The following is a 12,729-nucleotide window of genomic DNA, read 5'->3' as shown; positions in this document are numbered from 1 at the left end:
GACGAGGCACTAGAAACATTTGGTATTGAAAGATCCCTAAGTGAAAAAGGAACACCATATGACAATGCGGTTGCCGAGGCAACATTCAAGACTATTAAAAATGAATTCGTTAGTGGTAGAGTTTTCGAAAGTCAGCAGGGACTTGATCTAGAACTGTTTGATTACGTAAATTGGTTTAAGAACATTCGAATACATGGATCTCTAGACTATCTTACTCCTAACGAATATAAGCGCAAGCACCATGCAGAAATGAGTAGAATTTCGTGGAGAGGCGGGCATGATAGCCTTGGTGGCTGAGCCAGATTCTTTAATAAATCTGGCTTCCTGGCTCATTATCTTGCTCGCAGAAGCTCCATGTCAAGTGACAAACAGCACGCACTATTTTAACAACTGAGTGTTAATACTTTGAACACCATAAAAGGGTATGTGTTCCTTAAAAGGTTTGTTCAGTTTAGTGTTGACATACCAAGATTTGCTAGTATAGTAACGTAGTTTAATGAAAGTCAGGTTTGCAGAAAAAATAGCACCATTAATTAATACTTTGTAATAAGAGAATATAAAGTGTAATTTAGTAAGTATATCTTTTTGGGTACACTACCCTAGCGTTATGCATATGAACTCATACTTTAGTACTACTTTATGCTTTTTTCCTTAGTTTAAAGGAGCAAGTTCGACTTTTTACCTGTTTGACATAAAATATATAGTGGGTAATTTTTAATGCAGCCTACTTTTAAAGAAATAGTCTTATCTTTTCTTTAACGAAAAGTTTGTGTTTGAATATAAGATATCTTTAATTTTTCTTCAATTAACCTAATGAGTTATCCTGACACGGAATCACAATGATAGAAATTACAAATTAATTCATGCCACTTGCTTGGCTTGGCTAGTGGTTATAAGGGAGATGTTAACTATGAAAGGTATAGTACTAGCAGGAGGTTCTGGTACACGGCTTTATCCCATTACCTTAGCTACATCGAAACAACTTTTACCAGTATATGATAAACCTATGATTTACTATCCATTGTCAATATTAATGTTGGCTGGCATACAGGATATATTGATTATATCTACAAAAATTGATCAGCCGCGGTTTAAAGAGTTGCTAAAAGATGGGTCGCAATGGGGTATAAATATAGAGTACGCAACTCAAGACAAACCCAATGGTCTGGCTGAGGCATTTCTAATAGGTGAAAAATTTATAGGCGGTGATAATGTCGCACTCATTCTAGGAGATAATCTGTTTTATGGACAAGGCCTAATGGATACTTTGGAGCTTTCAACAAAAATTGAATCAGGTGCTACAATTTTTGGCTATTTTGTTAATAACCCTGAGGATTATGGGGTGGTTGAATTTAATGATGATGGGAAAGTAATTGGAATTGAAGAAAAGCCTGACCATCCAAAGTCTAACTATGCTGTCCCAGGTTTATACTTTTATGATAACTCAGTGGTCGAGAAAGCAAAAAAAGTGAAGCCGTCTGCAAGAGGAGAGCTTGAAATAACCGAGATCAATAATATGTATATTGAGGAAGATAGGCTTCAGGTTAAACTCTTTGGAAGGGGAGTGGCTTGGCTTGATACAGGATCTTATCACAATCTAATGGAAGCATCTAAATATGTTGAAGTTATACAAAATAGAACAGGTTTGTATATAGCATGTCTTGAAGAAATTGCATTTAGAAAAGGGTATATCGATAGAGTTAAATTACTGGAGCTTGCAAAGCCTTTGTCTAAAAATACCTATGGTAATTATTTATTAAAATTAGTAAAACAGGAAAAGGTGATGAATTAATGAAAACTTATTTGGTTACAGGTGGCGCTGGGTTTATTGGCTCTAATTTTATAAAATTTTTAGCAACTAAGTATGGGAAAGATATTCAAATTATAAATATCGATTCTTTAACATATGCAGGAAATATTTATAATTTAGAAGGTGTTGATCAATTAACAAATTATAAGTTTATGAAGACTTCAATTAATGATAAAGAGGCGATTGAGAAGGTATTTAAAAATTATAACATTGATTATGTTATTAATTTCGCGGCAGAATCACATGTTGATAGAAGTATAATTTCTCCTGAAGAATTTATTGAAACTAATATAAAAGGTACTTTCAATTTAATAGAAAATGCAAGGAAGTCTTGGGTTATTGATTTTGAAAATAATAAGTATAAAGATGGAGTAAAGTATATACAGATATCCACTGATGAAGTATATGGTTCACTGGGAAAGGATGGATTTTTCACTGAAAAGACTCCATTGGATCCGAACAGTCCATACTCATCAAGTAAGGCAGCAGCTGATCTCTTAGTCAAAGCTTACTGTGAAACTTATGACTTTCCAATGAATATTACAAGATGTTCAAATAACTATGGTCCAAATCAATTTCCAGAAAAATTAATCCCAATAATTGTGAATAAATGTCTTAGGAAGGAAAAAATACCAGTATACGGAAATGGTAAAAACATTCGGGATTGGTTATATGTCGATGATCATTGTGAGGCAATAGAATGTGTATTAAAAAAAGGCGAAATTGGGGAGATTTACAATATAGGCGGGCATAATGAAAAGGAAAATATAGAAATAGTAAAAATTGTAATTAATTACATTAATAAAAATCACGATAGTAATGTCACAGAGGATTTGATTTCATTTACAGCGGATAGAAAAGGGCATGATCATCGTTATGCGATAGATCCATCGAAAATAAAAAATGATTTAGATTGGAGTCCCAAGACAAGATTTGAAGAAGGAATTGTCAGAACAATTAAATGGATATTGGAAAATCAAGAGTGGCAACGTAAAATTGAAACTGGTGAATATATGCAACATTAATGAGAAGAGGGAATGGGTAAGTTGAAGAACGTAATATTAAATAAGTTATCAAAAGTTAAGGTAAAAAGCATAGAAAATATTGACGATCAAATTGTTATTAATTCTAGAATACCTACATTAAATAAGATAGTGGCTACCTATTATATAGTCTTGAGAAATGTCGAGAGTGGACGTCAAATACGCTTGCCAATTAAAGATAATAAAGTTGTCCTTAGTGTAGAGGATTTATATCTATTAAAAGCAAAGGGTGCCTTTAATATACTCCTTAATTTTAATCTATTTGGTAAGACGTTCTATAAAAGAATTAAAATCCAAGGGGATTTACAAAACTTTGAAATGAAGAATAATGACTACACATTAAGAATGTACAAAACTGCTAAAGGTAATTTAAACGTGGAATATCAAAATCAACCTTTGAATTATTATTTAAAAGATATCAAAAGTATTGGGAAGAACATCTTTGTTCAAGGTAAGGTGTTGCTAAAAACCCCTATAGAAATCTCAAAGATAGAATTGGTTTTTTCAAGAAGAGATAATGGTAGTGCTGTCGGGTACAATCTTCCTATTGACAAGGAGACAGATGTTCAATACTCGTTTGAAAGTATAATTTTTTTGGAAAAAATAATAAATAAATTTAATAATGCTCGTTGGGACATTAGTATTCAGGTTCGTGATAAAAAGGGGAATAAAATATTTACCGATTTACTAACTGTTTCAGATTTATTTAAAATTCAAAACGATGCAGATAGATATCTTTTTGAAAATAGAGATAAAGATGATTATTTATTTGTTGTTTATTTGACGGCTGGAAAGAATTCATTGGCACTATGGTATACGACCAAAGAACAATTTAGTCGAACGTATAGAATTGCTAAAGGTAGAAAGGTCTATCAGGATACTATTAAGGATGGCCAATTTAACGAAAACATGGTATTCTTTGAGAGTTTCCTGGGGAATGCATATGCAGGGAACCCTAAATATATATACGAATTCTTATTGAATCATCCAAAATATAAAAAATTCACTTATGTTTGGTCTTGTAATTCTAAACAATTAGCTACCGAAATTCCTGGGAATCCTATAATTGTTCAAAGAGAATCGGAGGAATACTTCTATTATTTAGCACAATCACATTATTGGGTTAATAATGTGTTATTCCCTGTACATCAAAAAATGGATAAAACGATTTATCTACAAACATGGCATGGAACACCGCTTAAAAAGTTAGGGTTTGATATAACAATTGATGGTCCAGAAGTAATGGGCAGAGAAAACTTCTATTTGGAATCGAGAAATTGGGACTACTTACTTTCTGCTAATAAGTATTCAAGTGATATATTTAAAAGGGCTTTTAAATATAATAAAAAGATGATTGAGGTAGGTTATCCTATTAACGATATACTTTACAATGATGATAAGGATGAATTGAAAGATAAATTTAATATAGATAAAAGTAAAAAGATAATATTATATGCTCCAACTTGGCGTGATGATGAGCATAGTTATGTAACTGCAAATGCTTTTAATCTGAAAATACATTTAGATGATTTTTATAATAAGTTTAAAGATGAATATGTATTATTAATAAAACTACACCATCTAATTGCAAGTCAACTTACAATAAAAGAGGAATACCAAAATTGTATTATCAATATGTCTAATTACAGCGATATTCAAGAACTCTATTGTGTTTCTGACATTTTGATTACTGACTATTCTTCCGTATTTTTTGATTACGCTCATCTTAAGAGACCTATTATCTTTTTTGGATATGATTATTTGAAATATGAAAGTGAACTAAGAGGTTTCTATCTTGATATTAAAAAGGATTTACCCGGGCCATTAGTTACAACCCATGAAGAATTAATGGATACCATTGAAAATGTTGATGGTGTAAGTATTAAATTTCAATCCAAGTATAATGAGTTTTACAAAACCTATTGTGATTGGGGTAATGGAAATAGTACGGAAGAAGTAATAGCGCATGTTTTTAATAATTAAGGAGGAAATTATACTATGCATAATGTTCTAGTTTTCCCGTGTGGATCAGAAATTGGGTTAGAAATCCACAACGCATTGAAATACGCGAAAGATATTAAACTGTTTGGGGCATCTAGTGTGAAGGATCATGGGAAATACGTGTATAAAAACTATATTAGTAATTTACCATTTGTTGATGATGATTCCTTTATCCCCTATATAAATAATATTATAAAAAAGTATAATATCGATTATATCTTTCCCGCCCATGATAGTGTTGTATTGAAATTAGGGGAATTGAAACCCGGAGTATTAAAAGCTAAAGTTATTACTTCTTCACCAGAAACATGTGTTATGGCTAGGTCAAAATATAAAACATATCAAAAGTTACAGGGTGAATGCTTCACACCTAAAATCTATTCTTCAGATGCAATAGAAAGTGCTGAATTCCCCGTATTTTTAAAACCAGATGTTGGTCAAGGGTCTATGGGGATAGCGATGGCTGAAGATATCTCTGAATTAAAAATGAAAATTGGGAATGCTAAACAAAAGATGCTTATATGTGAATACCTCCCAGGAGAAGAATTTACCATAGACTGCTTTACCAATAGAAAAAGGGAACTATTATTTATTGGCCCACGAAAAAGGAATAGAATAAAAAACGGAATTAGTGTAAATACCAACAATATAAAAATACAAGAACAGATAAGTTTTATCGCTAAACGCTTAAATGAAGTATTTGAGTTCAGGGGTGCATGGTTCTTTCAAGTAAAAAGGGATAAAATGGGCAATTTAAAACTATTAGAAATAGCACCAAGAATAGCAGGCTCTATGGCTACTCATAGAAACCGTGGTATTAATTTCCCGCTGATTACTTTATTTGACTTCATGGGTTATGATGTAGAAATCATTGAAAATGAATTTAATGTCGAAGTAGATAGAGCGCTTATAAATCGCTTTTCATTTGAAAATATTTCTTATGATACTGTCTATATCGATTTTGACGATACAATAACTTTAGGTAAGCATGTAAATCCAAAGATTATAGCTTTTCTTTATCAATGTTTAAATAAAGAGAAGAAAATTATATTAATTACAAAACATGCAAGGGACATCGCAGACACACTTTATAAACTTAAAATAGACAAAAATATCTTTGATAATATTATTCACTTAGATAAAAATGAAGAAAAGTATAAGAAAATAGATGCAGGCAATAATGCTATTTTTATTGACGATTCTTATCAGGAAAGAAAAGCTATTAGTGAAAACATGAACATTCCTGTGTTTGACGTTGATGCAGTGGAATCATTAATTGATTGGAGATTATAAAAAATGAAGGGACTAAAAAGATTTGAAGAGCCAATATTTGTAACACAGCCCAAAATGCCTCCAATGGATATGTATGTAAATTATTTAAGGGAGATTTGGAAAAATAAGTACCTAACTAATAATGGTCCACTTCATGAAGAATTCAGAGAAGACCTAAAAGCTTTCCTTCGTGTTGAAAATATAGAGTTACTAGTTAATGGCCATCAAGCGTTAGAACTTGCAATTAAGAGTCTGGATTTGAAAGGTGAAATTATTACAACGCCATTTACCTTTGCAAGTTCGACTTTAGCAATTGAGAATTGTAATCTAAAGCCAATATTTTGTGATATTGATCCCAATAATTATACTATTGATGTGACAAAAATAGAGGAACTCATCACACCTAATACTAGTGCAATTTTAGCTGTCCATGTATTTGGAAATCCTTGTGATGTCTATGCAATAGACGCTATTGCTAAGAAGCATAAACTAAAGGTGATTTATGATGCAGCTCATGCTTTTGGAGTTGAAATTGATGGTAAGGGTATAGCTGAATTTGGTGATGTTTCTATGTTTAGCTTACATGCCACGAAGGTATTCAATTCAATTGAAGGTGGAATTCTTGCTTTTCGTAACAGAGAATTAGTTAATAAATTAGGTTCCTTAAAGAATTTTGGACTCTCGGGTGATGGGGAAGTAATATTTCAAGGCACAAATGCAAAGATGAATGAATTTCAAGCAGCTATGGGATTATGTAACCTGAAAACAGTTAATAGTGATTTGGAAAAAAGGAGGACGCTATATAAGGAGTATGAAAATGGTTTAAAAGATGTAAGCTTCATACAGTTAATGGAAACGTATGAAGATGTTAAGTATAATGGCTCGTATTTCCCAATTAGGTTTTCCTCAATAGAATTAAGGGATCATTTCTTTGGGGTTTTAAAAAAGTACAATGTAATGTCAAGGAAATACTTCTATCCATTAACTAATGAGTTCACTTTTGATAAAAACCTCTCATCTAAAACTCCAATTTCAAAGCACATAAGTAATGGTATTTTGGCACTACCTTTATATACTGATTTATCGGTAGAAACAGTTAGGAAGATAGTTGAGATTATAATTTATGAGGGGGACTGTTATAAAAATGTGTGATGAATATAAGCTTTCTGTTGTAGTATTAGTTTATAATACTGAAGATTATCTAAGGGAATGCTTAGATTCCTTAGTAAACCAAACATTGGATAGTATTGAGATAATAGCAATTGACGATGAAAGTACTGATAATTCTAGAGAGATTCTTAAGGAATATGAAGAAAAATTTAAAAATATTAAAACGGTCTTTCAAGAGAATACGGGTGGTGCAACTGCTGGTAACCGTGGATTAAGAATGGCATCAGGAAAGTATGTAGCTATTATAGACTCAGACGACATTCTACCACTAGATGCCTATGAAACATTGTATAATGAGGCGGAAAAGGAAAATGCTGATGTTACAATAGGTAAACCATTGATATTAATTGACGGTGTGACAAAGGAAATTTTATATAAGTTTGAACAAAGAGTGTGGCAGAATAAGAAGGTTATAAATAATATTAGTGAGTTTTATGATTTATTTTATGATTCATTTTACTGGAACAAAATTTTCAATCGCAAATTTTTAGTGGAAAATGAATGTTTTATGCCAGATGGGATGTTGTATGCTGATAGACCTATGGTGCATAGGGCATATATATATGCACGAAAAATATCAATATTAGATGATGTTGTTTATTATTGGAGAAAACGGGGAAAAGAGGCTCAACATAAATCTATTACTCAATTACAAAATTCATTAAGCAATTATGCTGATAGGCTTGAATCGATAAAATACCAGATTTTCTTTTTTGACAATATTAAACTTTCAAATAGATACCGTCTTAAGCAGGAGTTTTTAAAGCGAATTATTGATAGATTGTTTTTTTCAATAGATCAAGTAATCGGTAACCGAAATTTTAGAAAGTTTTATTTTAATGAGACAAAGGAAGTTTTGTTGCAAATAGAAGATATTTATAATAATGAGTTGGGAATTACTAAAAACTTATATATTTATTTTATTCTTAACAATGACAAAAAAAGTTTAATTGAATTATTGTTAAACCCCTTAAAGGGAAAAATAATTAAGGAAAATGGGGATTATGTCTGGAACACTCAATATTATCGTTCTAATCAGGTCTACATTCCTGATGAGTTATTTAAAATTCGGGATTTAAATAAAAACCTAATCATTTTTGAAAATGTTTGGGCTGATAATAACAAGGTGGGTTTTGAGGGTCTTTTTATTCCCAGTGTTGTTAAACACAAGAAAGTTACTTTACTTTTTCAATCACGCACTTTTATGGGGGAAGAAGAAAATTTAGAATTTAATTTAATGAATAAAGGTGAACACGTTTATAGTGGAGAAGTGGATTTAAATATTTTTAATGAAATGCTGATTTATGATGTATATGTATGTATATATTTAGAAAATAGAGTTGACAAATTTCGTATAAACAAGAACACTCTTAAGTCATTTAAGTGTACTAATGAAAATCTGTTTTTTACTCAAAATGATAATTTGTCATATTCCTCAATTAACCTAAAAGGATCAACTATTCATTTGACAGGTGATAGCATTAAGTTAACTGTTCTTCCTAATAACGCAGACTTAAATATGTCTATTTTTTTAGTTGAAAGGAATACAGAGCGTAGGATTGAATTTGTTAGGGAAAATAATTGTTGGCATTTACCTTATAGCTTTTTTTATGATTATTCCACTAGTACGTTTGACTTTTATTTGGAAATCAATAATCAAACATATAGATTAGCTAACAGTATGGTTAAAGAAATTTCTACTAATAAATTACAACTTGATAAAAAGGTCTTTTGTAATTTATATCTAACTGATAAAAAAAATATATCTCTAAAATTTATTAATAAAAGTTATAGTACTTTAAGACGTATAGCAAATGCAATAATTTGATTGCGTAATTCAATATAGAATAGAAATCAGTAAATTGCTTAGACTTTTATTAGGATTATTGTATGACTTTGTGAAGCTATCATTAGAATAATTAACTAGATATTTAAGGATACTATGAAGCGAAATATTAGAGAAGTACAGAGATTAATTATAAGTCAATTATAATAACGGATTGCAGGTTCTTCTAATTGTATATGGACCATCTGCCTCTTTCAGCATACGAGTTAAGTTATAAATATTTATTCCATGAAATGAGGTTGCAATATTGATAAAAATCGCAGTGTTGGGAAGTTGTGTTTCTAGGGACAGTTTTCATTCGAAAATTATATCCGACTACAAAAATTATTATTCATGCGTTCTTCATCAAAATCAAATGTCAATGATATCACTAGCGGCAAAGCCAATTTCCTTTGACAATAAATTGATAGATAATCTAAGCCCCTTTGATACAAAACATTTTCGAACTGAACTTGATAAAAGCTTTTTCAAGGAAATGAGAAAAAATCAGCCGAATTATTTAATAATCGATTTTTATGGAGATTTATATTATGGTATACAGGAAATTGGGGGAAGTTATATAACTAATAAAAAATGGCTGTGGCAAAGGACCAGTCTCTACGGAAGGCTAGAGAAGCGAGATGCCTTTCAGATTTTCGGAAGAAACCAAGAGCGTTTTTACCCATTATGGAAGGAAGGGGTAAAGACTTTATTCTCATTCTTGGAGAAGGAATTACCAAACTGCAAAGTAATAGTCAATAAAGCTAGATTTATAGATGTTTACCTTGATAAGAATGATGGACAATTGAAGTCACTGAGTGAAAGTAAGAAGATAAATTATTTAAATGTTGACGTTTATAATAAATGGTGGGATGTATTGGATAAACATCTTATAAATAATTACAACGTTAAAACATTGGAATATGACATGAGCAAGTATTATGCCGTAGAGGATCATATTTGGGGGTTGTTATATGTCCATTATAATACGGAATTTTATCAGGACTTTACAAGGAAATTACTGGGGATTATTTTGAATGATACCCTGGATGAAAATAGTAAGTTGAAAGTTTTGATAGAGAATAAAATAGGGTAATAGAAATCGTTTGACTGATTGGGAAAGTTTGATATTTGACGATGTTATAAGTTTATAACTTAATATGCATTCATTTACGGTTTGTAAACATATATTAATTAATGTCAGGGATCATGTCCTGTACGGAAATATCAGGCAGACAGGCATTTACTTCTGTAACAATATCTAGTCAAAGGAAAGTCTGTCCAAGGACTTATTAGCTGTTTCATATAAATAATTAAGTGTATACAAGTGTAAACTTAATATACTTTGCCAGTATGATAAAAAGCAATATGTAAATAAATATCAATTTACGTTTCCTGCTATATATAGTGTGCTTGGTGTTTATGCTATCTATATCTGGTTTTTGAATGTGATTTATATTAAAATCATGAAGTTACAAAATATGTCTTAATTAAAGAATTTAGATTATATGTTAAGCATTCGTACCATAAAAATTTTGCTATGATTCTCAGGAAACATATTGCAATCATAAAATATAAACTTATTAGAATAGAATTTGTACAGAGGTGTGACTAAGATATCGGAGTCGAAAAGCCACTAGAGATTTACAAACTATTATTTATGGTACATGGAAATGGCATTTATCATCAGCTAAATAGGAGTACAAGGAGAATTCTTTATAAAAGGTCATTCATGTATACCTCATTACAAGTGAGGTTGTGATGGCCTTTTATATTTAGGATTAATAAACGTGTATAATTTACATGGGAACTTAAAAGCCCGAGTTACTGGCTGTTCAATTATAATAAAATTACATACTTATCACTTTGATTTATTTCTGATATATTTATAATAGATATTATAGTATTAATCGAGATATTAACTAGTATTAGTATTGAATTACTATTAAGATGGAGACTACTATGACACATTCAGTATCTTTTAAAAACGTTACAAAGAAATACAAGATGTATGATAATCCTAAAGAAAAATTAAAGGGTCTACTCTTTTCGGATAAGGTTGGAGAGGATTTTTATGCTTTACAAAATATTACATTTACCGCTGATAAAGGTGATGTAATTGGTATTATTGGGGTTAATGGTGCCGGTAAGTCTACTATTTCTAACTTAATATCTGGAATAGCACCAGAGACATCAGGGAAAATAGAAATAAATGGGGAAGCATCGCTTATCGCAATCAATGCTGGTTTAGATAGTCAACTTACTGGTAGAGAAAACATTGAATTAAAATGTTTAATGCTCGGATTCAGTAAAAAGGAAACAATTGCATTAATGCCTAGCATTATTGAATTTGCAGATATCGGGAAGTTTATTGATCAACCAGTTAAAAACTATTCGAGTGGTATGAAATCACGTTTAGGTTTTGCTATATCTGTTAATATTGATCCAGATATTCTTGTTATCGATGAGGCTCTATCAGTCGGTGACCAAACATTTACCAATAAATGCTTAGATAAGATGAACGAATTTAAAGAACGTGGAAAAACGATTTTCTTTATTAGTCACTCCATCGGACAAGTCAAAAAGTTTTGTGAGAAAGCACTTTGGCTTGAGGCTGGAATGATTAAAGCATATGGAACTATTAAAGAAGTAGTCCCTGAATATGAGGCTTTCTTAAAAGAATACAAGGCAATGCCAAAAGAAGAAAAGAAGAAGTTTCAAGAGATGATTGTAGATAAGCGAAGTAGGCTAATTTCGCAACCAACTGTGGAAGAAGCTGTACCTGCTGAATATAAGTATAGGGTAAAGAAAAAGCGTAATAAAACCAAATGGAAAAAAGCAATGGTTTATTTTATATGTAGCTTCATCATAATCATTGGTGCTTTATTTAGTTATGAATATATTTTAAAAGATATGTTTTTTAATCAGCAATCAAAACCAGTTGCAAACTTGCAAAGTGATGATGAAGATAGTGCAGAAGTTAGTGAAACAAAGGGGCAATTAATTGAAACTGAAAAAGGCGAAGATGAGATAATGGAAGAGCTTGCCCCGGATTATCGGTATATTAACGTGGAGAGAGCTTATATACGTTCTGGTCCGAGTACAGAAAGTGAAGCAGTCGCTGTTGCTGGTTTTGGTGGAGTATATGAGATTATGGAAACAAGGATAGACGAAGTGAACGATATGGAATGGCTTCATATCGAAAGGAAAGATTTAGGATCTGAAGGTGGCTGGATAAGTTCTAAGCTACTGTCTACTGTATCTGAAGAAGTAGCGGATGTTGATAAAATTTCTATTCTAGGTGAGAAGTTATCTATTCCAATAGATGAACGTCTTGAGATTATTGGAAAAGGGGAACAATCGGTGAATTCACCTGTTTGGGGTTTGGAATATCAAATTTTTGATGATGTTGTAACAGGTTTCACGAATACAGTTAATACCTCCTCTAAAGATGAGATCATTGAATTATTTGGTGAGCCACAATTAGAAATGAAATATTTACTTTTTTATCATGGTGAGAAATATAACTATATTATTCATTTAAGGAAAGATGGGGTAATTGAAAAAGTTACGATAAATGATTTGAAAGCGTCCTTTTCCAAATAAGT

The 12,729-nt window shown here is 31.2% G+C and carries 9 protein-coding genes; all 9 read left to right on the top strand.

The window, feature by feature from the left end:
• On the top strand, positions 1-297 hold a 297-nt coding region (locus ACFFIS_RS00385), incomplete at its 5' end, for an IS3 family transposase (protein ID WP_390185699.1).
• Between the two features lie 613 nt (positions 298-910).
• Positions 911-1,792: a glucose-1-phosphate thymidylyltransferase RfbA gene (gene rfbA, locus ACFFIS_RS00380; protein ID WP_390185697.1), complete on the top strand. Its 882-nt coding sequence runs from the start codon at positions 911-913 to the stop codon at positions 1,790-1,792.
• Positions 1,792-2,835, top strand: a complete 1,044-nt coding sequence (gene rfbB, locus ACFFIS_RS00375; protein WP_390185695.1) for a dTDP-glucose 4,6-dehydratase — start codon at positions 1,792-1,794, stop codon at positions 2,833-2,835. The genes rfbA and rfbB overlap by 1 nt, the downstream gene beginning before the upstream one ends.
• 12 nt (positions 2,836-2,847) lie before the next feature.
• Positions 2,848-4,836, top strand: a complete 1,989-nt coding sequence (locus ACFFIS_RS00370; RefSeq protein ID WP_320380153.1) for a CDP-glycerol glycerophosphotransferase family protein — start codon at positions 2,848-2,850, stop codon at positions 4,834-4,836.
• Positions 4,837-4,851: 15 nt separating this feature from the next.
• Complete coding sequence (locus ACFFIS_RS00365) at positions 4,852-6,147, top strand: ATP-grasp domain-containing protein (RefSeq protein ID WP_320380152.1); 1,296 nt, start codon at positions 4,852-4,854, stop codon at positions 6,145-6,147.
• Positions 6,148-6,150: 3 nt separating this feature from the next.
• Entirely contained in the window at positions 6,151-7,278 is a 1,128-nt protein-coding gene (locus ACFFIS_RS00360; RefSeq protein ID WP_390185694.1) for a DegT/DnrJ/EryC1/StrS family aminotransferase, read from the top strand.
• Entirely contained in the window at positions 7,271-9,124 is a 1,854-nt protein-coding gene (locus tag ACFFIS_RS00355) for a glycosyltransferase family 2 protein (protein WP_390185693.1), read from the top strand. Before ACFFIS_RS00360 ends, ACFFIS_RS00355 begins: the two co-directional genes overlap by 8 nt.
• Before the next feature lie 265 nt (positions 9,125-9,389).
• Positions 9,390-10,217 carry a DUF6270 domain-containing protein gene (locus tag ACFFIS_RS00350; RefSeq protein WP_320380147.1) on the top strand — a complete coding sequence of 276 codons (828 nt, stop codon included), beginning with the start codon at positions 9,390-9,392 and terminating at the stop codon, positions 10,215-10,217.
• Between the two features lie 866 nt (positions 10,218-11,083).
• Positions 11,084-12,727 carry a teichoic acids export ABC transporter ATP-binding subunit TagH gene (gene tagH, locus ACFFIS_RS00345; RefSeq protein ID WP_390185692.1) on the top strand — a complete coding sequence of 548 codons (1,644 nt, stop codon included), beginning with the start codon at positions 11,084-11,086 and terminating at the stop codon, positions 12,725-12,727.
• Positions 12,728-12,729: the final 2 nt, after the last annotated feature.

Source organism: Paracerasibacillus soli, from assembly GCF_042432965.1.
GTDB lineage: Bacteria > Bacillota > Bacilli > Bacillales > Amphibacillaceae > Paracerasibacillus > Paracerasibacillus soli.
This window is presented reverse-complemented; position numbering and strand designations above follow the sequence as displayed.

Bases quoted from the DNA above. Each gene is read 5' to 3' on its own strand.
- rfbA (WP_390185697.1), top strand. From the start codon at position 911: ATGAAAGGTATAGTACTAGCAGGAGGTTCTGGTACACGGCTTTATCCC.
- tagH (WP_390185692.1), top strand. From the start codon at position 11,084: ATGACACATTCAGTATCTTTTAAAAACGTTACAAAGAAATACAAGATG.
- ACFFIS_RS00355 (WP_390185693.1), top strand. From the start codon at position 7,271: ATGTGTGATGAATATAAGCTTTCTGTTGTAGTATTAGTTTATAATACT.
- ACFFIS_RS00370 (WP_320380153.1), top strand. From the start codon at position 2,848: ATGGGTAAGTTGAAGAACGTAATATTAAATAAGTTATCAAAAGTTAAG.
- ACFFIS_RS00360 (WP_390185694.1), top strand. From the start codon at position 6,151: ATGAAGGGACTAAAAAGATTTGAAGAGCCAATATTTGTAACACAGCCC.
- rfbB (WP_390185695.1), top strand. From the start codon at position 1,792: ATGAAAACTTATTTGGTTACAGGTGGCGCTGGGTTTATTGGCTCTAAT.
- ACFFIS_RS00365 (WP_320380152.1), top strand. From the start codon at position 4,852: ATGCATAATGTTCTAGTTTTCCCGTGTGGATCAGAAATTGGGTTAGAA.